This window comes from Brenneria tiliae (assembly GCF_023347575.1).
Classification (GTDB): Bacteria; Pseudomonadota; Gammaproteobacteria; order Enterobacterales; family Enterobacteriaceae; genus Brenneria; species Brenneria corticis.
The window spans coordinates 21,104-40,516 of record NZ_JAKPCB010000084.1 but is presented as its reverse complement, the minus strand read 5'-3'; the positions used below and the strand labels follow the sequence as shown (position 1 = coordinate 40,516).

16 protein-coding genes and 4 pseudogenes are annotated in these 19,413 nt (G+C 54.0%); 5 read left to right on the top strand and 15 right to left on the bottom strand.

What is annotated here, in order from left to right:
• Nucleotides 1–37 precede the first annotated feature (37 nt).
• Nucleotides 38–163: pseudogene (locus MFP24_RS01850) on the top strand (helix-turn-helix domain-containing protein); the annotation flags it as partial.
• Between the two features lie 92 nt (nt 164–255).
• Here MFP24_RS01850 and MFP24_RS01845 read toward each other — a convergent pair.
• From MFP24_RS01845 to MFP24_RS01825, 5 genes are read right to left on the bottom strand one after another with little or no spacing between them, the layout of a single operon-like run.
• On the bottom strand, nt 256–654 hold the full coding sequence (locus tag MFP24_RS01845) for an Imm10 family immunity protein (RefSeq protein WP_249228904.1): 399 nt from the start codon (nt 652–654) through the stop codon (nt 256–258).
• A complete protein-coding gene (locus MFP24_RS01840; RefSeq protein ID WP_263458380.1) occupies nt 651–998 on the bottom strand; it encodes a hypothetical protein in 348 nt (115 codons plus the stop codon). Before MFP24_RS01840 ends, MFP24_RS01845 begins: the two co-directional genes overlap by 4 nt.
• A 33-nt stretch (nt 999–1,031) precedes the next feature.
• The gene (locus MFP24_RS01835) at nt 1,032–1,301 is read right to left on the bottom strand and encodes a MafI family immunity protein (protein WP_249228906.1); all 270 of its coding nucleotides are present in this window, start codon (nt 1,299–1,301) and stop codon (nt 1,032–1,034) included.
• Entirely contained in the window at nt 1,301–5,512 is a 4,212-nt protein-coding gene (locus MFP24_RS01830) for an RHS repeat-associated core domain-containing protein (protein ID WP_249228907.1), read from the bottom strand. Before MFP24_RS01830 ends, MFP24_RS01835 begins: the two co-directional genes overlap by 1 nt.
• Nucleotides 5,513–5,523: 11 nt before the next feature.
• Nucleotides 5,524–5,964: a DcrB-related protein gene (locus tag MFP24_RS01825; RefSeq protein WP_249228908.1), complete on the bottom strand. Its 441-nt coding sequence runs from the start codon at nt 5,962–5,964 to the stop codon at nt 5,524–5,526.
• A 284-nt stretch (nt 5,965–6,248) separates the two neighbouring features.
• On the opposite strand from MFP24_RS01825, the gene MFP24_RS01820 reads away from it, so the two are divergent.
• Nucleotides 6,249–7,001, top strand: coding sequence for a hypothetical protein (locus tag MFP24_RS01820; RefSeq protein ID WP_249228909.1), 753 nt, complete (start codon nt 6,249–6,251; stop codon nt 6,999–7,001).
• An 82-nt stretch (nt 7,002–7,083) separates the two neighbouring features.
• On the opposite strand, the pseudogene MFP24_RS01815 reads toward MFP24_RS01820, so the two are convergent.
• The 3 genes and pseudogenes from MFP24_RS01815 to MFP24_RS01805 all read right to left on the bottom strand — a co-directional run.
• Nucleotides 7,084–7,206 (bottom strand): annotated as a pseudogene (locus tag MFP24_RS01815) (IS256 family transposase); the annotation flags it as partial.
• Between the two features lie 152 nt (nt 7,207–7,358).
• The gene (locus MFP24_RS01810) at nt 7,359–7,514 is read right to left on the bottom strand and encodes a hypothetical protein (RefSeq protein WP_249228910.1); all 156 of its coding nucleotides are present in this window, start codon (nt 7,512–7,514) and stop codon (nt 7,359–7,361) included.
• Nucleotides 7,515–7,777: 263 nt separating this feature from the next.
• The gene (locus MFP24_RS01805; RefSeq protein ID WP_249228911.1) at nt 7,778–8,806 is read right to left on the bottom strand and encodes an LLM class flavin-dependent oxidoreductase; all 1,029 of its coding nucleotides are present in this window, start codon (nt 8,804–8,806) and stop codon (nt 7,778–7,780) included.
• A gap of 209 nt (nt 8,807–9,015) precedes the next feature.
• Between MFP24_RS01805 and MFP24_RS01800 the strand changes: the two are divergent.
• A pseudogene (locus MFP24_RS01800) lies at nt 9,016–9,146 on the top strand (NadS family protein); the annotation flags it as partial.
• A 50-nt stretch (nt 9,147–9,196) separates the two neighbouring features.
• On the opposite strand, the gene MFP24_RS01795 reads toward MFP24_RS01800, so the two are convergent.
• Both MFP24_RS01795 and MFP24_RS01790 read right to left on the bottom strand, forming a co-directional pair.
• The gene (locus tag MFP24_RS01795) at nt 9,197–9,736 is read right to left on the bottom strand and encodes a DUF2058 domain-containing protein (RefSeq protein ID WP_249228912.1); all 540 of its coding nucleotides are present in this window, start codon (nt 9,734–9,736) and stop codon (nt 9,197–9,199) included.
• A gap of 125 nt (nt 9,737–9,861) precedes the next feature.
• A pseudogene (locus tag MFP24_RS01790) lies at nt 9,862–9,966 on the bottom strand (oxidoreductase); the annotation flags it as partial.
• A gap of 226 nt (nt 9,967–10,192) precedes the next feature.
• Between MFP24_RS01790 and MFP24_RS01785 the strand changes: the two are divergent.
• Nucleotides 10,193–11,473: an NTP/NDP exchange transporter gene (locus MFP24_RS01785; protein WP_263458379.1), complete on the top strand. Its 1,281-nt coding sequence runs from the start codon at nt 10,193–10,195 to the stop codon at nt 11,471–11,473.
• 17 nt (nt 11,474–11,490) lie between these two features.
• Here MFP24_RS01785 and MFP24_RS01780 read toward each other — a convergent pair whose 3' ends face one another.
• From MFP24_RS01780 to MFP24_RS01770, 3 genes are all read right to left on the bottom strand, one after another.
• Entirely contained in the window at nt 11,491–11,772 is a 282-nt protein-coding gene (locus tag MFP24_RS01780; RefSeq protein ID WP_249228914.1) for a hypothetical protein, read from the bottom strand.
• A gap of 547 nt (nt 11,773–12,319) precedes the next feature.
• Nucleotides 12,320–13,558, bottom strand: a complete 1,239-nt coding sequence (locus MFP24_RS01775; protein ID WP_249228915.1) for a winged helix-turn-helix domain-containing protein — start codon at nt 13,556–13,558, stop codon at nt 12,320–12,322.
• Between the two features lie 196 nt (nt 13,559–13,754).
• Nucleotides 13,755–15,425 (bottom strand): methyl-accepting chemotaxis protein, encoded by a 1,671-nt coding sequence (locus MFP24_RS01770; RefSeq protein ID WP_249228916.1) that lies wholly within the window; start codon nt 15,423–15,425, stop codon nt 13,755–13,757.
• A 751-nt stretch (nt 15,426–16,176) separates the two neighbouring features.
• Between MFP24_RS01770 and MFP24_RS01765 the strand changes: the two genes are divergently transcribed.
• The gene (locus tag MFP24_RS01765) at nt 16,177–17,079 is read left to right on the top strand and encodes a helix-turn-helix domain-containing protein (protein ID WP_249228917.1); all 903 of its coding nucleotides are present in this window, start codon (nt 16,177–16,179) and stop codon (nt 17,077–17,079) included.
• Between the two features lie 98 nt (nt 17,080–17,177).
• On the opposite strand, the gene MFP24_RS01760 is transcribed toward MFP24_RS01765, so the two are convergent.
• Together MFP24_RS01760 and MFP24_RS01755 are read right to left on the bottom strand one after the other, a co-directional pair.
• Entirely contained in the window at nt 17,178–18,368 is a 1,191-nt protein-coding gene (locus MFP24_RS01760) for an ABC transporter substrate-binding protein (protein ID WP_249228918.1), read from the bottom strand.
• Nucleotides 18,369–18,441: 73 nt separating this feature from the next.
• Nucleotides 18,442–19,410: a branched-chain amino acid ABC transporter permease gene (locus MFP24_RS01755; RefSeq protein ID WP_249228919.1), complete on the bottom strand. Its 969-nt coding sequence runs from the start codon at nt 19,408–19,410 to the stop codon at nt 18,442–18,444.
• Nucleotides 19,411–19,413 lie beyond the last annotated feature (3 nt).

Genomic DNA, 19,413 nt, shown 5'->3' with positions numbered 1-19,413 from the left:
CGGACATGGGCCGCGACGACTTCCTGCGGGTCGCGTCCGGCCCTGGCCGAAAGGCGAGTTGTTGATCGCAGAAAAGCTTGGCCTCCCCCCTTTCGAAATCTGGCCCAGCCGCTACTTCGATTCATACGGACAACCAATCCACAGGGACATAAGACGCAAGTAATGTCAGCCGCATCATCGCCTGGATGAAAATGGAAGAGCAGGCCAGGCGCGTTACCGGACCAGTTAATGCATCGTTCGAGCACTCGTTGGGAACTAGTTATTTTCTACCTTCAAAAGCACCCGACTTCCAGCAAACATTTCCTTCAAAGTGCCACTCAGTGCAGTTACTTCACCATCCAAATCTTCGGATTTGATAAATTTACCGACAAAACAAATACCTCCGAAATGCTGAGCATATTCTGGCTTTATGTGTACAGTTAAGCTCTCTTGCGTTAATAAAACCTCCGATATCGCTCCAGAAGCTTCGTATTCTGAGTGATGCGTTTGAAACCCTATATTGTCATCAACAGTAGCGTTATCCTCGTCATCCAAACGCGTTATGATGAAGAAATTGTGCGGCTTGATAGGATCATCACCCAATGCAACCGTAAGCACATCATTCTCTTTATAGCTTTTCACCACAGAAGCAGTAAAAACAATAGTTGCTGTCATTTCGCCACTCCTCCGCAACTGCCACCTTTGTTTGAGGAATTAGTTTTTGAGCGCCAAGTTCTGTCGCCCCCATGCTCAGTTGCAGGCCATTTATACTCCACATCAGCACCTGTTTGCGCTTTGAATACATTCATTTTACCCTTGCAGCTATTGCATGGCGGGTACTCACCTTGAATTACCAATTTGTCACCTGGCTCAGCGATTGAACTTAATTCACGAGTGATCCTAGCTTCTGTATGAGTAGCCAAGGTACTTTGAGGAAAACCTAAGGCTGCCTCATCTGGCGTCATATTACCACTCTGCCATACACCCGTAGCTTTTACGTTCCCTTGACTGTCAAACAGAGCACATCGCTGACCTATATATTTTGTTTATAATTAACATATATGTCTTGCTATCTTTTTGATAATAACATCTGTTTCTAAATCCATAATATTAGATAGCTTAACTATGATATTAAAATTATCATGGCTAATTTCCTTATCCTCTTCTGTGATAATATCAATCACAGTATCTAAAGCCAGCCCATACTCACCATGATCAATGAATTCTGTAATTTCATTTATTTCTTCAGGCGTAAATGCTTTACTCAAAGAAATAATTAATTCAGAGAAATTTTTTTCTATTTCTTGGTAGTCAACATTCATTATCGGGGGTTCCTAGGTACATTAGTTGGAAAACCTGACACAATATCACCGTTTCTTTCTTGGATTACTCTAATATCAATACCGTCACGAGTCCCATTCGTCACAGTTCTTCCTCCACGTCCCACAGTAGATGACAACGAAGGATCTGTAGCTATGTCAGATATCTCATGCATAATTTTGTCATCAGACCATCCTGATGGGAATTCGCTCTTACCTGGGTGGCCCGTTCCTGGTCGGTGCCCACCACCAGTAGCATCTCCATCAAGAATATGCTTACGACGTTGCGGAGTAGCGAGATCTACATGATCGTTAGATTTGGTCGAGCCACATGCAGTAAGACCAAGCGGATCGATCCAACTGAGCGGATTCGGCGCGTAGGCATACAGGTTCAGCCCGCCTTTCAGCCCTACCGGGTCCTGACTGGTAAAACGCCCGCATTCGGGATCATAGTAGCGGAACAGGTTAAAGTGCAGCCCGGTTTCGCTGTCTGCGTACTGTCCAGCATAGCGCAGCGGCTGGTCGATGACCGGCTTGCCCCCGCGCAGCATTTGGCTGTCCACCGTCTGATGGCGTACCCGACCGAACTCGCCGTACACGCCGCTCCAGCGCACTGTCCCGTCTTCGTCCGTCACCTCCAATGGGGCGCCGTTCAAGTCGGTGCCGTACCAGTACAGTTGACCGTGCGGCGCATCCCCCGCCTGGTCGATGCGTGCCAGCGGGGTATACGGCTCCGCCGGATCATAGGTGTACGTCCGGCGCGTGCCGTCGTCATGCAATGTCTGTAGCAGCCGCAACCCATGCCAGATAAAACGCGTTTCGTGCGTGCGCCGCTGCGTCCCCTGCCCGTTGATCACCCGTTTTCGGCTGCGCCGGCCGGCGGCGTCGTACTGATAGTGCGCCTCGAACTCCCCTTCCGGGCCGGTGCCGCGCGCGCGGATTAGCCGGTTGTCCGCGTCGTAGATGTAGTGCTGTTCGTCCGCGCCGCTGCGGCGCGTGATCAGGTTGCCCCAGGCGTCGTAGCGATTGAACAGGCGCTGCCACTGCGTCAGGCGGTTGTCACTCACCGGATGTGCACGTGCGTCGTCCAGCAGGTTGTCCGCCTCATCGTAGCGCAAGCGCTGATGCAGGCCCTGACGCGGCTCGGACTGGCTCAGCAACCTTCCCTGCGCATCGTAGCCGTAATGCACGTCACCGCGCAGCGCGTCGTTCACTCCGGCCAGTTCGTCGCGGGCGGTGTAACGGAACACCCGCCACAGCAGCCCCTCTTCCGGCCGGGTTATCCGACCGTCGTCGCTCAGCGCCCCGCAGCTCTGCCAGGCTCTGCGGCCGAGCGCATCATAGCCGCGCTGCTGCGTCAGGCTGCCCTGGCTGCGGGCTATCTCCCGGTGCAGTCGGTCGCGGGTGAATTCGCTCACCAGCTGCTTGTTGAACTTCACCGCGCTGGCATGCCCGGAGCCGTAGTACAGCCATTGCAGGCGGTCGCCCTGCGGCGTGGTCAGCGCCGTCAGGTTGTCCAACCCGTCAAACTCGGCCAACAGCTCGCCGTGCAGGCCCTGTTCGGCCACTCGCCGCCCGGCGGCGTCGTAGCGGATCTGCACGGTGTCCGGTTCGATGCCCAGCGCAATGCCGGCTTCGGTGGGCGTGCGCGTCAGCTCTGTCAGACGTCCGGCGCGATCGCGCCGGTAATGCCAGTGCGCCTGTTCTGTGGCATAGCCCATCAGCAGGCCGCCATCGTCGAACTGATACTGCTTCACCCGCAGCGGCAGGCCGCCTTCGACATCGGGCCGACCGGCCTCGGTACGCCGGACCGGGAAGCCGCGCTCGTCCCGCTCCAGCCGGTATTGCGTTTCATCCGGGCGGATTTCGCGCTCCAGCCTGCCTTCCGGGTCGTACTCGAAGCGGTATGCGCCGCCGTTGCCGTTATCGAGCGTGGTTAGGTGGCCGCGCGGGTCGTAGTCATAGATCAGTTCGCGCCCGATGCGATCGGTGACGCGGACCGGCAGGCCGAGGGCGTTGTACTGCCAGCGGATGCTGCTGCCCGCCGGGTCCTGCCACGCCGCCAGTCGATCTGCCTGCCAGGCGAAGGTCTCTTCGCTGCCATCGGCGCGAACGATGCGCGCCGGTCGGCCATCGGGATGCCAGTCGTATCGGGTGACCTGCCCTTGCGCATCGGTCTGTTTACGCAGTTGTCCCAGATTGTCATATTCGTAGGCCGTGGCGCTGCCCGAGCAGTCGGTGTAGCGAGTCACCAGGCCCTGGCGGTTCCACTCCAGACGCACCTCACCGCCCTGCGCATCGATAATGGCTTCCGGCAGGCTCTCCTGCTCATCGGGGTAGCGGTAACGGGTCACGTCGCCGGCCGGACCGGTCTGCGAAATGACCCGGCCCTGGTCGTCATAGTCGTTGCGGGTTGTCGCGCCGTCCGGCCCGATGACCGCCGTCATCCGGTCGCTGTTGCGCCACCACTGATAGCGGGTGCAACGTCCCTCCGGGTCCGTTTCTTCCGTCAACCGGTTGAACCGGTCCCAGCGGGTACGACGCACCGCGCCGCCCGGCAGGATGACCCCGCACAGCCCGGCCCGGTCATCGCCTGCCTGGTCGTCGTACAGCAGCGCGTACTGCCGCCCGTCCGGCGCCAGGTAGGCCGACACCGTGTCGTCGTCTTCCACCCGCCAGCGCATGACCGTGCCGTCGTCGCGCCGCACGCTGCGGCTGCCGCCAGCGAAGTCATACTCGATATGCAACTGCTCGCCGGCGCTGTTGCGGTAGCCGGTCACCCGCGGCAAGCCGTCAATCTCCTGCCAGCGGTATTCGTTCAGCAGCCCGGCCGCATCCCGGTGGCTGGCCATCAGCCCGTCGCGCCAGCCGAAGCGTCGCACTACGCTGCCGTCCCGGCCGCGCACCGCGATCAGCTGTCCCTCTTCATCGTAGTCATAGCGCACCAGCGTCAGCGGGCCGTTATCCGTGTACAGATCGACGCGGCTCAGCCGGGTGCCGTGGGCGGCGTATTGGTAGCCGCAGGCAATGCGCTGGCCGGCACAGTCCACGGCCTCCGTCAGCAGGCCCGCCTCATCGCGCTGGAAGTCGGTGGCGTTGCCGGTCGCGTCGATGATGCGGGCCAACTGCGACGGCCGGTCATCCTGCAGCGGCGGATAGCACCAGCGCTCGTCGTCCGGACCGTAGACCTGCCAGCTATCATCCGCCAGGTGCTCCAGCCAGCGCGACTCTGCTTTGCAGAACGTGCGATAGCCCGGCGGCACGTGCGGGAAACTGACGTAATCGCCCGAAGGCGCGCGCCACACCAGCCCGTCCTGATACGGCGCCAGCCAGGACTCGTGCGGCAGGCTCCAGCCGCGGCCCAGCGCGCTGTCGCCGGGATTGCCGCTGCGCCAGTAACGCTGCCAGCGTAGCGGCAGGCGCGAAGGTAGTTCAAAATCAAGGTCCTCCTCGCCATTGAGGAACTTCTGCCCGCTGACCACGTCCACCGGACGCGCTATGATCGCCCCCGCCGCTGCGGTCACCATCATCTGGCCGGTGCGGCAGAGAATACGCCCGAGCTTGTTGATGCCCGGCAGGCGCCCCAGCAACTCGCCCAGCCGGCCGGCCTTCGTCACGCCGCTGCCGACCCCCACCAGTCCGGCAAACAACAGCGTCAGGTCGGAGGCCTTGTACGCCCACTCCGGCACTTCGGGGCTGATCGCCATGGTGGTGACCGGGTCGCCGCCGATGAGCACATCGCCCGAGCCGCTCATTACGCCGGCATCGCAGTTGGTTTTGTCTCCGGTGCGTACCGCCGGGTAGCCGTTGATAAACACCTTCGAGGAGCCCTGCGCCATCTGCATCGAGGGGCCGTGGTCCGAGCATTCCACCAGGCTGAGGGTGGCGATGGCCGCCGGTTTGCCGTTGATAAAGACGTTATGAGAGCCGGTGAGGATTTTTCCTTTAACCGACATATTGCCCGCCCCGGCCTCGGCAATAGTGTCGCGCGCCGACGTGGCCGCCGCCGCCGCAACAGCGCCCACGGCAAAACTCAATGCGACCAGCACCAGGCCGGCGCCGATACAGGACGCTGCCAGACCGGCCATCATCAGCGCGCCGGCCGCGATACCGCCGGCAGCAGCCAACAGGCCGCCCACCAGGGTGCCGGCGATCATGCCGGCCATGGCATGGGAATGACCGATAGGATCATCAACGCGCGCGGCTTCAAACATATCAGGATCCCTTACTGATGGTCGGCTGGAATGAAGCTGCCGAGCAACGCCTGGAATAACGCCTTGTCCGCATCGCTGAGCTTGTCGTTTTTACTCTGGGTAAAAACCAATACCGACCCGTCAGTCAGGGCAAATACGGCCTGCTGCTGCCAGATGCGTTTGCCGTCGCGCAGATAGCTGGCCGGCACGCATTCACCTTGCACGGTTTGCCCCAGCGCCACTGGCTGGCGTGCATCGGAGCGCCAGCCTTTAAGATGCTGAGCCAGCAATTGCACTTGACGGTCAATATAAGCAGAGAGGGTTTCGGTCGGCTGTAAGGTATCGCGGGAAATATTTATCGAGGCGGCATGATCATCGTTGGGGGCAAAGACGTTAACGGTACGATCAACGTATCCGGCAGGCAGGGTCACACGGCCTTCGTGAAACCGGCGAATAGGGTCAGAAGAAGACATGGCAGCATCCTTTTGCTTAAATTTTTCTGATGCTTTGAATCTGCCACATTCTCCAAATGCAGACAATTAGAGAATGGAGGAAAATAGTGGAAACTAGCGCCAGCGCAATTATTACCGGAACCAGGCTTTTAGTACTGCCGACATGATTTGGATGTAATTGACATGGATCCTTTCGCCCAATTCAATCACCGGTATTTTTCATCAAGTCTCTCCTCAGCAATTAAAGTTTTCCCATCAGCTTACCGATAGTAGATTAAAGTTTGCTCAATACCGTCGGGGACGATATGGAAATCAATGCATTGAGTACATCGATAGCGGCCTGGCAGAGCAGACTGGCTGCTGCCAGCCAATCTGCCGACAAGCTTCAGCCTACGGTGCTGGAAGACAGCAGCGTGGCCAGCGCAACCATGGACGCCGAACGCCCCTCGGTAAAAGACACGTCTGTGCCGGCTGACCCAGGCAACTTTGATGTCTATCAGAAGATATCCAGGCCCGGGGCCGGCACTGTTGTGTACCGGCCGACCTCCGTCATTAGTAAAGATTTGGCGAATGCATTCGATGCTTTGACCACGAGCTATGCTTCTTTTCAGAAAGAACTCGCCACCACTAATCCACAGTTAGCCGAGAAATCATTCGGCTTCAGTGTGGGGGAGAACGGTCGGCTTGTGGTCATCGACTCGCAAGGTACCTTGGACACAGCGCAGACAAAACTGGTGGAACAGTCATTGAATGCATCCAGTGCCTTGGTAAGCGCTGCCAATAAAGTTGCGCAGTTGCAGATGGAATACGTCGAAGCCAGCCCCGTCTATAGCTATGGGAAATTCCATCTGGACCTGGAAAACTATGCCCAAACCATCGATCTCGGCCGTGCACTCGGCGTCGGCGTGAAAGATGGCCAAGAGAGGCAGAACAGCCTTTGGGACGTTCAATTGTGGCAGAAAGGAGAGAAACGTTACGATGGCTGGGAAAAACTAGTTGATGGGAAGTGGATTGCCGCTCCGGAATACCAACCTCAGAATATTACTGCGTATGCTTGAAAGCGGCGCCGGCAATGAGAGCGTTTAAAACCGGCCGGGCGAGATGAGAGCGTTCATAATTCTGTGTCACGTTAAAAAATCACTACAACGTTATTACTTTATCGAGGCGGCCTTCAAAATAAATCGCCAACTGGGACAATGTCAAATTCCAGCTCTGGATCGGCATTGTCCATTTTTCCTGCGCATTCATTAACCCCAGATAAAGCTCATCATCCACCTTAACCACCGTTTCCAGCACTTTACCTGACACCCTAACTCCAGTGGCTTTGCCATTCAGCAGCTTCTCACACTCTGATTCCTTAAATTGTGTAGCCTCATGGATAATCTGTAATGAAACTGCGTTAGTTACTTCCATTTTTACCTCCACATATTACCTATTTGCCACGCAGCAAGCGCGCCACCAGCCCAGCCGCCAGCAATTCCTGCTCCGCCAATTGATAACTGCCGCCCTGTTTCATTCAATTTATCATCTGCATTCATTACTTCATAAACCGCCACCGCAATGGCAAACACGACAAGTCCTTTCCCTGCCTGCGAAAACCTGAGCATATTTAAATTCACTTTGGGATTTGAACGCCCGGCAGAACTCCACTATGTCGCAGCCGGGGATCTATAGAGAATTGCGCAGCAACAGCAGCCATGTCTCCCTGAAAAGCAGAAATAACCTGCTCAAACTGCTCTTTTCCTCTTTTATCGAAAGGACTCAGAAGTGCTATATCCGTACAATCTCCCATTGGGCTATTCATTGCTTTGGTTAACGAGGGATAACGGAACGCTTATTCGTCGCGCCAGCCCATCGCCGGAGCAACATGTTGCAGAATGGATTCGATAACATGTACGTTGTAATCCACGCCCAGCTGATTCGGCACGGTCAGCAATAAAGTATCCGCTTCGGTAATCGCTTCATCCTGCTTCAGCTGTTCGATCAGCTTGTCCGGTTCTGCGGCATAGCTGCGACCGAAAATCGCGCGGGTTTTCTCATCAAGGAAACCGACCGTATCGCTGTCGGCACGGCTTGAGCCGAAATACATCCGGTCACGATCGTTCATCAGGGCAAAAATGCTGCGGCTGACCGAGACGCGCGGCGTACGCGTATGCCCCGCTTCCGCCCAGGCCTCGCGATACGCACGGATCTGTTTTGCCTGCTGAATGTGGAAAGGTTCGCCTGTTTCATCGTCTTTCAGCGTGGAACTTTGCAGGTTCATTCCCAGTTTCGCGGCCCACACCGCGGTCGCATTCGAACCGGCGCCCCACCAGATACGGTCGCGTAGACCTTCGGAATGAGGCTCAGGGCGCAACAGGCCCGGCGGGTTCGGGAACATCGGCTGTGGATTGGGTTTCGCAAAGCCTTCTCCACGCAACACGTCCAACAGCACTTCGGTGTGACGGCGCGCCATATCAGACTCGGTTTCCCCTTCGGAAGGGGCATAGCCGAAATAGCGCCAGCCATCAATCACCTGCTCAGGGGAGCCGCGGCTGATACCAAGTTGTAAACGCCCGCCGGAGATCAAATCCGCCGCTCCCGCATCCTCCGCCATATACAGCGGGTTTTCATAGCGCATGTCGATAACACCAGTGCCGATTTCAATACTCCGGGTTTTCGCTCCTATCGCTGCCAGCAGGGGAAACGGCGAGCTGAGCTGGCGGGCAAAGTGATGCACCCTGAAATAGGCGCCGTCCGCACCCAGTTCTTCGGCGGCAACAGCCAGATCGATGGATTGCAGCAGCGCGTCAGCGGCCGAACGGGTTCCGGACTGCGACGACGGCGTCCAGTGACCAAATGACAAAAATCCGATCTTTTTCATGACGTATTTATCCTGGTTGTCAGGGCAATTATCAGCAGGCGGGGCATCGTTCATAATGAAGCAAGCCTGTTCCAGCCTTGGGTTATCCCTACTTTACGCATTACCAGATGAGAATAAATATCGTATGTTTAACATAATGTATCAAATAAATTGACTGAGTAGCGCGAATTGCGGACGTTGCGCCTCAGTGGCATGGTGAACCAGGTAATGGGGTGCAGGTCAATACGATAAAAAGCGGGGAGGCCAAAAGACGTATCCAGTGGGGCTGGCCGCAAAGGTGTTGGCGACTGTCCAGAATAACACGGCGTTTTTCCATAAACTGGCTGGACATAAAATCTGAATGAAAAGCCCCGAGGGACTTTTCATACATAAACATCTGCAAAACGCTAATTACCACATCAAATCATCGGGCACTTTAAAATCGGCATACGGATCTTCTTCATCTTGCTCTTCCTGACTAAGCGCACTATTTAATACGATACTGTTCGCATCTCGCTGCGCAATTTTATCGGCTACGCTCGCGGGGATAATAGCGTATTGACTCTCGCCGCTGTTATCAACAACCAAACGAGCTATGGCGAGACGGCCACTAATCAGCTGAGCTTGAGTAAGCTTATCCACAACTATTTTTTTAATTAAATTATTATCCGTGAAGTTAAAACCAATATCGCCTTTTGAAATATCGATTCTGTTCATTTCAATAAGCTGCTTCACCTGAGCTTTATATTCTTTAGATAAAGCAGCCTGTTTTTGTTGTTCGCTTAGCTGTTTATCACGCTCAAGCTGTGCTTTTTTATTTTCTTCCACCGCCGCTCTTGCCTCACGAGCCTGAACTCGTGATTTTTTGGCCGTTCTTTGTACTTTGGCCACTTTTTTGCTGGTCACTAATCCCGCTTTTAGCATCTGCTCTTGTAAGGTGAGTTTTGTCATCTTCGTTTCTAAACCAGTTGAATAATTTGTGGGATTATACCTGTAATTTTTGAGGCTGTACCAGGTTGCAGGATCCGATCGCTGTGTGGCTTGAGTTTGAAGGGGTCTATCAGAGGCTGGCGTGACCTGCTCTCACGCCGTATCACACCGCTGCGGGCATCCCACGCCTGCGGACGGTAAGCCTGTCGGTCGGAGAGGATTGAGGTGCCTAAATTCGCAGTAGCACTATGTTCTCATGGCCTGGCAAATGGCGGTTTTCGCCCAGATGAAACATCGTGGTAGCGCCCGCTACCGGTATAAGTCAAGTCCTGCTTAATCAACTATTTTTATGAAAATATGCCCCCTGACAAGTGACCCGGGTAGGGTTATTGCGTAAGTTTAAAAGCAATATCCTGCTCTAAACCGGGTCAACATGCGAAGTTGCCTGATGTATTACCAAACCGGTGAGGACTTAATATGCCAAATTTCGCTGTACTACTGCGACGAGCGTTAAATATCAGGTCTGGAGAAACCAGTGCGATCATCACCGGATTTCTCATGCAGTTCAGCCTGTTCATCTGTTACTTTGCGATGCGCCCCATTCGAGAAACCATGGGGATCGCGGGGGGCATCGACAATTTGCCGTGGTTGTTTACAGCAACCTTCGTCGCAACCTTGGCCGTCAGCCCTCTTTTTGGCTGGATCGCATCCAAAGCAAAACGCCGACATATCGCCCGGTGGGTTTACAGTTTTTTCGTACTGAACATCGTGTTTTTTGCTGCCGCGATCCATTTCTATGGCGAGGCAGTCTGGATTGCACGCGTGTTTTTCGTCTGGCTGTCCGTTTTTAACCTCATCGCGGTTTCGCTCACCTGGAGCATACTGGTTGACGTATTCACGTCAGATCAGGCAAAGAGACTGTTCGCAGCCATGGCCGCGGGCGCCAGCCTTGGCGGGCTGGTCGGCCCCCTGCTAGGAGTGATGTTTGTGACCGTCATTGGCAACGGCGGACTTCTTATGATTTCCGCGTTCATGCTGGTCGTCACGATCTGTTGCGCAGAGCAACTGCATAAACTCCCCCGCTCCACTGCCATCGATTCGTCAGCGTCGAATCAGGAGCAAAACGTCGCACTGGGTGGCAACCCATTCGACGGAGCCATTCACGTATTCAGCACCCCGTTGCTGTTCGGCATTGCCCTTTTCGTCGTGCTGCTGGCCAGCGTCAGCACATTTCTTTATTTCGAACAAGCCAGGTTTGTTGCCGATCGCTTCACCGATAGAACGGAGCAAACGCAGTTCTTTTCCGGCATCGATGCTGTCGTGCAGTTTTTAACACTGACGATTCAGTTCTTCTTAACCGGCAGAATAGCCGCCGCCTTCGGTCTACGGGCACTGCTGCTTAGCGTTCCCATCGTGATGATTGGCGGATTCATCATGCTGAGCATATCGGCGATGCTGGGTATATTCGTCGTGGTCATGGTAATTCGCCGTGTAGGCGAATACGCCTTGGTCAGGCCAGGGAGAGAGATGCTTTTTACCTCGGTGGATACTTCCGACAAGTACAAGGCGAAGAACTTCATCGATAGCGTGGTCTACCGCGGCGCCGATGCGGTGAGCGGCTGGTTGAAGACGGCCTCCGACTTTCTGCTCAGCCCCCAGATGGGAGGGGTCGCAGGAGCCATTATAGCGCTGGCATGGTCTTTCTCGGCCATATGGGTCTTGCGTCTGCACCAACGAGCGGAGAACGCGCCGGCCTAAAACCCGGCCAACACATATCAGGGCTGAATATGTATAGCCTCTAATATGTCTTTAACATGATTTTTTGCCCGCCTAAGCAGTAACGGTTTTTCGTTTTCGTAATATTTAGTATTAATCAATCGTTCTTTAATCTCCCGGTAGGATTTTAAATGTGCGCGGAATTCCTCTCTTTCACTCGGACTCAGACACTTGATAACATTTTTAATAACGCTGAATGGAACTTTTGCTGTCAAATTAAGCGTTCCGATATCAAGCTCTCTGCGCCTTTCTTCAAAAAATAACACTAAAGGCTCAACCACCTTATTTCTTTCTCTCTTTTGTTTGTTTTTTCTGTATATCAGAAAAAAAACATACAACATGACTGCCAGAATAATAATATATATATACAATGCCATCCCTCAATTATTATATTTATATGTATATTAACTTTAGCAGAGTTGATTCTGTAGATCCAGACAGGTTTTATCCTTATTCGATAGCGATTCTTGCCCCCAATTCGGTCCTATTCAAAATCGAAAACCTTATAATAGTCGCATAATATGGTATTACCGTTGCTTTTACCGCTTATGCAGTAGGCGTGAAGTTACCACAACCCATTGTTTATTAAATCTTTATTAAAAAAATCATCTTGAATGATGCTATCATAAAGAGTAAAACAGCAATATATGATGCTATTTTGTTATATTTTTCCCATTGCAAAAAGTTCAGAGCCGGGACGTCCAAGATCTGTTTTTTTGACATTCGTCACAAATTTTTATTGGGAGCAATTTATATCGCGTTTGGCTAAGGATATTAACTTCTTAATAGAAAAATATTTTTATATTAAAACTAAAGAAAACCATTATTTCAAACAAACCGATCCAAAAGCGACCAGCCGTTGCCCCAGCTTGAACGCAGCTCGGCAGGAATATGCCTTATGGCGACTGATTCCGCGCCGTGCCAGCGCGCACAGCGGCTGAATGCCCCGGTGAGATCCTTAATGCGCCGCTCGGTGAGTTTTATGCCCTCTTCCAGATGCAGCGTTTTAATTTCAAACGTCTTCTCCCGACGATGGATTTTGGCGTCCACCCGTCCTATCAGCTCACCGCGGTTTAATATCGGCAGGGTGAAATAACCGTACCGGCGCAGGGCCTGCGGCGTATAGCACTCCAATCGATAGTCGAAACCAAACAACGTCAGCGCGCGTTTTCTGTCCCACACCACCGGGTCAAAAGGTGAAAGCAGCGTGGTTACCCTGGAGCTTATCCGCCCCTGTAGCGCCTGTTGCAGCAATTCGAACTGTGAGCGGTGGACATAATATTGCCCTTCCAGCCCGTCGACGTTCACCGCCGTGAGCTCCCCGCCGTGCAGCAAGCGGGAAATAACCTCGTCGGTTTTGATGCGCTTTAAGCGGTAGTAATCGGCCAACCATTCGGCTTTGAAAAGACCGAGGCACTCGGCGGAACGGCGCAACATCTCGATTTCGGCCTGGTCCTGGGACAAGGCCTGCGTGACGTCGTCCCAGCCGGGCAATACGCGTTCGGCGAGATCGTACACGCGATGAAAATTGCGCCGTTCCGCCACCATCAATTTTCCGGCGGTAAACAGCATTTCTAGGTGTCTTTTATGCGGTTTCCAGTCCCACCAGCCGCTGGACGAGGGTCTATCCGTACTGAAATCGGCCGAGCGCACCGGTCCGTTTTCAGCGATATGGCTCAACAGCGCGGTGATATCCTGCTGATGCGCTGCAAGCCATTCCGGTGAATATTTCCAACCCATTTTTTCAGGCCGCAGCATACGGTGGCGCAATAACGGGTAATCTTCGATGGGAATAAAGCAGGCTTCATGCGCCCAGTACTCAAACAGTTTGCCTTCGGCCAGCATCTCTTCCAGCCATGGCGTCGGATAATGTCCGAGGCGGCTAAAAAGCACCAGATAAGGGCTGCGCGCCACGACGCTGATGGTGTCGATTTGCAGCAATGCCATATTTCTGATGGCGGCGAGGAGATCGTCGCGGACGGGTTTACGCTTTAAGGGATGCTGCAGGCGTTGTGCGGCGAGGTGCAGGTTACGCGCGGCGGAGAGAGATATAACCGGTTGAGACATATCGGTATCCGTTGATGAAAATAAGATTACGGCTACCGATAACATATTTTGAGCGGAGCGTAAATTTACGCGCTGAAGTCAGGGAAGCAACGGTGAGGCCGCGCTGCGCCGAAGTGACGCTGTGGCGGCATAACATGCCGCGCGGAGTCATCAAGCTTGATTGTCACCGCCGGCAAGACGCCGACGGTGATTTTTATTAAAAGGTGGTCCAGTTCCCGTCGCCGGTGGCCGCTGATTTGCCGCCGACCGCCGGTTTATGCTCCAGAGCGACAGACGGCGCCGTAGCGGCGGAGGCTGGTTTGCCGGCCGCAGACGAACCCTGCTGTTCGCCCGACAGCCGAAATACGCTTACCCCCTGCTCCAGCTGCTCGGCCTGCTGTTGCAGCGACTGGGTGGCCGCCGCCGCCTCGTTCACCAGCGCCGCATTTTGCAGCGTGGTCTGTTCCATCTGGGTCACCGCCACATTCACCTGGTCAATCCCCAGTGACTGTTCCTGACTGGCGGCGCTGATTTCACTCACCAAATCGCTGACTTTGCGCACGCCGCCGACAATCTCCAGTATCGACGATCCGGCCTGTTCCACCAGCCGGTTGCCCGTTTCCACGGTCTGCACCGAGTGGTCGATCAGCTCCTTGATTTCCTTGGCCGCCGACGCGCTGCGCTGGGCCAGGCTGCGCACCTCGCTGGCCACCACCGCGAAGCCCCTGCCCTGCTCGCCGGCGCGGGCGGCTTCCACCGCCGCGTTAAGCGCCAGAATATTGGTCTGGAAGGCGATGCTGTCGATCACCCCGATAATGTCCACAATCTTCTTGGATGAGGTGTCGATCGCTCCCATGGTCTGCACCACTTCGTTCACCAGCTGCCCGCCCGACTGGGCCTGACCGGCGGTGGACTGCGCCATCTGGTTGGCCTGTTTGGCGTTGTCAGCGTTCTGGCGCACGGTGGACGCCAGCTGCTCGATGGCGGCCGCCGTCTCCTGCAACGCGCTGGACTGCTCTTCGGTACGGCTGGAAAGGTCGAGGTTGCCGGCGGAGATTTGCGAAGACGCCCCGGCGATGGATTCCGCCCCCTGGCGCACCTCGCCGACGATGGTGCGCAGCCGGACGGTCATGTTCCGCAAGGCATGGAGCAGCAGCGCGGTCTCATCCCGCCCTTCCGGACGCACATCCTGGGTGAGATCGCCGTCGGCCACCGCATTGGTGATCCGCACCGCGTGTTCCAGCGGCCGCACGATGCTGCGGGTAAGCACCCAGGCCAGCAGCGAACCGGCCACCGCGATCAGCAGGCCGATAATGCCCAGAAAGAGATAGCCGTTGCTGGCTCCCCGGGAGATATCCGCGCCCAGTTGGTCGATGCTGGCGCGCTGAAAGTCGCGCAGGGCCTGCAGCGTCTCCAGATAGTTACTCGCCGCCGGCCGGAAATCCTGCTCGAAAAGCGCTAAAGCCTGTTCAAGCTGGCCGCTCGACTTCACGGTGATGATAAGATCGCGCACTTTGATATAGCTCTGACGAACCTCGTTCAGCTTATCGAATAACGCTTTCTCCTGCGGACCGGCGATGCGCCCGGCAAATTCGGCCTGCCGTTCGCTGGAACCCTTGCTGGCAACGGCGTTTTCCGCCGCGAACAGTTCGGATAACGCATCGTCGCTGCTGCGGGCTATGGCGGTGGTGCGCTGCACGCTGGCGCTGATAACGCCGAACCAGTCCGTCACCAGCCTCTCCTTCTGCAACGGCTCCTGCATCATCTGCCGGGTACGTTGATCAATCTGTTGCAGCTGATAGATACCGCAAGCCAGCATCACCAGAGAAAAGACGATAAGCACGCCAAATCCCACCGCCAGCCGAATACCGATTCTATAGTTCTTCACTTTCTCACTTCCTTCGTGTGGATAAGGCCTGCCCGATGCAAACCTTTGCGTTAATGCCGCGCGTATTGATTGCATCCGTTTAACATCAGTCACATCCCGGCTTGTAATGGGAGGTTGCCGCAGAGCTTGAGGTGCGTGGAAAATGGTGCTTGCCATCTTGTGAAACCGCGTCGAACGAGCGGTTATGAAATCTTGCCACCAGAGACCTCGCACTTCGGGTGAGCACGTGCGCGTTATGACTGAAAATATTTCTAACGCCTGTTATTTATCGGCTGACGGCATAAGAAGTTTACGTTTATGATCGACAAAAACGATCAAAAATAATATTTTAATAGGTTGCGTAAATTAAATGAGTAATTTTGATCGTTAGATTCTATTTTGATCCGGAGGTATATGCGGTTTCCAGCGCCGCGCGAGCGCGCAAACGGATATGTGTTGTCGCCTGACAAGTCTTCTGCGTAGTTCTACTGCGTGTGCAATCTGATTTATTCAATAAACCGCTGTAGCCATCCGGGCCAAAATATTGGCGACGTAGACCTGATAGCGCGCCGTTGTCGGTGGCGCCGGCGTTGAGAAAAGCCATATAAGCATCAAGGAATCCGCCGCCGCCGTCAGGCAGTCCCCTACTACTCAGATTTCTGAGATGGTCCGAATATTGCATTACAAGGCAACGGGCCAGCCATAGAGCTCCAGATCAATGCAGTCCATAAATAGCAAAAAGAGTTATATGCGGTGAAAGAGGGTCAACATTATGCAGAGTCCAATATGGCGCAGCTACTCTGATTTCTATCAACGCTCTCCTTATGCGGTCTTTCCTCAGGAACACCGGCACTCTCAGGGCCGTTTGCCCTTCAGTATGATACGCGTTGAACAAGGCGCGCATAACTTCATTGATCCGCCGCTGGACGAGACTATCCTTGCCTTGCCGTTATCGGTAGAAAGTCAATGCAACTGGTTATGGACCATCAATGGACGAACGCATAAGCAGAAGGCTCATGTCGGTCAGATGCTGGTTGTACCCGCAGGTATCGAAAGCCAATGGGAAGTCGACGGAAATCGCACTATGTTGGTGCTAACGCTCCCAAATGAAACAGTACGTAAAATCCTGGGCGGCGCCTGTCCCGATCAGATTGGCCAAACATTCTGGCAACTGTCGGAAAATACCTGGTCAGACCCGCTGGTTGAAACATTACTTGCGCATCTGTGGGAGAACTCGGCAGGACAAAATATGGCGCAGGGCTATTTGGCCGATGGTTTGTTAATCACCATTCTCTCCCAGCTGCTTATCAGGGCTGACGCCGACCTGGCTACAAATATGTCGGTGATCCTCCCGCAATGGCGCATCAAGAGAGTCAATCAATTCGTAAACGCCAACATCAGCAATGAAATCAGTATCGATGATTTAGCCGAAGCGGCAGGTTTAAGTCGCCGGCATTTTGCTCGTAGTTTCCAGCAAAAAATGGGGGAAACGCCTCATCGCTGGCTAATGAATCAGCGACTGGAAAAAGCCAAAACATTGCTCTTGGAAACTCATGAGTCAATTTGCGATATTGCTCATCATTGCGGCTTTTCAAGTCAAAGCCATTTGACCACGGCGTTAAAACAAGTCACCGGGATGACGCCTGCGCGCTGGCGTCTGCGATTCAAAATTTAACCACCGCGGGCATTTGCACAAAAATTCAGTCGCTGATTGAACATATCAATACGCGAAAGCGCCCCCCGCCATCAACCGGAAGGGGGCTGCTTAAAAATTTACTCCATGTTGCTGATAAACTTATAGTCTTTATCCGCAACATTAAATAAGGCGTATGAACCAGGGACATCGCCATTGGCATCAAAACTCAGCGAACCAGACGCGCCTTGATAATGAATCGGTTTACCGGATTCAATCAGGGCTTTGGCCTTACTCCATTCGCCGGGCAAAATGGCATCGCCCTCTGTACCGGAAATGGCCCTCAGCGCAGAAGAAATCCCGGCTTTATCGCCTTTGGCCTTTTCTATCGCCAGCGCCAGCATAAATACGGCGTCATAGCCCGTATTAGTAAAAACCGCGTTCGGATCGCCGCTTACCGCTTTAAATTGCTGGTTAAACAGCTCTGACGCCGTGGAGGTGGTACTCACCGGCGAAGAGACGAGTAAAGTCGATAAATTTTCCGCGCCCAGTGACTTAATCAACGTCGACGTTTTCATGCCCTCGCCGCCGACGATATTCTGGAAGAAGTCATTTTCCAGCACTTCGCGCATAACGGTCAGTCCGGAAGTATCCGCATAGTCAAAAATGACCAGGGTGTCGGCGCCCGCCCTGGCAAGGCTGGCGAGGTCGGTACGATAGGAACTTTTGTTTTCTTCATGGGCCGCATAGCCGGAAATTTTGCCGCCTTTAGCTTCAAATTCTTTTCTAAAGGATTCAGCCAATCCTTTGCCGTAATCGTTATTCAGGAAAGAAACCGCAACCTCTTTTGTTCCTCTCTTGAGCAATGTGCGGGCCAACACCTGTCCCTGATACTCATCCGAAGCCACGGTACGGAATACCAGATCGTTATCTTTTAACGCGGTAATTTGGGGCGATGTGCCCGCCGGGGTGACAAGCACCACGCCGGCGGGAATGGTGACTGAATTTGCCGCCGCCAATACCGCGCCGGAACACCACGGACCGGCAACGGCTATCACGCGCGAAACATTAACCACTTTTGAGGCCGCATCGGCGCCAAGCTGCGGATTACAGCCATCATCCGCAGTAATCCCGACCAGTTTTTCCCCCTTGAGAATACCGCCCTGCTCATTAACCTGTTTTATCGCCAAGTCGTAAGCCTTCATAATTTGGGGAGCCATGGCCGCAGTGCCGCCCGTCATACCGCCAAGCAATCCAATATTAACATCGGCAAAAGATGACGTTGCCATCAAAGCCGAGCATAAACCCAACGCCAGATATTTTTTCTTCATACATCCCCCGGATGAATATTTGTTTAAATTAGCGAGACGTTCTTTGCGCTAATACAATTTACCGCCCTATGTACTACTTCTCTTTGCCGTTATCTAAAACAGGTTCATTGTTGTTACGCGGCGCTTTACGTAATACTTCGGGAAATAGTCCCTCAGGCCGAAAACGCAACACGAGCTGTAACAACAAACCGATTAAAAATAAGCGGATATATTTCGCCTTTAATGCCCATTCGGCCGGCAGTTGATCGGTAACCAATTCAGAACACGACCAGATAACCCATATAATCAGCGCCCCCGCCAGGACGCCGCGCCCATTACCGGAGCCGCCCAGAATGACCATAATCCAGGCTAAAAAGGTGATCAGCATCGGGTCGATGGCGTCAGGCGTGATCGCTCGGGTGAAATGTACATAGAGCGCCCCGGCCAATCCCATAAAGGCTGAGCCCAAAATAAAGGCTTCCAGTTGACGTTTGGCGACATTTTTACCCATGGCGCGAGCGGCAATTTCGTTATCACGAATCGCCCGCATCATTCTTCCCCAGGGCGAGCGGGCCTGACGCTCAATCAACAGATAGACCGCCAGCAAAATGACGGCGCTAAGTGCAAGATAGGCCCATTGCGAATACGCATAAGATAAGTCGCCGAAAGGTCTGGGCACGCCGCTAATTCCGCGAGCGGAATTAGTCAGCCACTCTTCCGAACGCGCAACCAGACGAATGGTTTCAGCAAATCCTAATGAAACGATAGACAAATAATCCGATCGAAACCTTAAGCATATTTTTCCTATCGGCCACGCCAGCAAACAGGAAAAAAGCATGGCGCCGACCATTCCCAAAATCACAGGTAATTCAAAGCCGCCTAATCGGCCTGCTACCGCCGGGGAGGTTAATATCGCCGAAGAGTACGCACCGACCGCAAAGAAACCCGCGACTCCCGCATTAAATAGCCCCGCATATCCCCATTGAATATTCAGACCTATCGCAAGGCAACCGTAGATACAAACAAAAATCGCCAAATATACCGGGTAATTAAGCCATTCCATAAA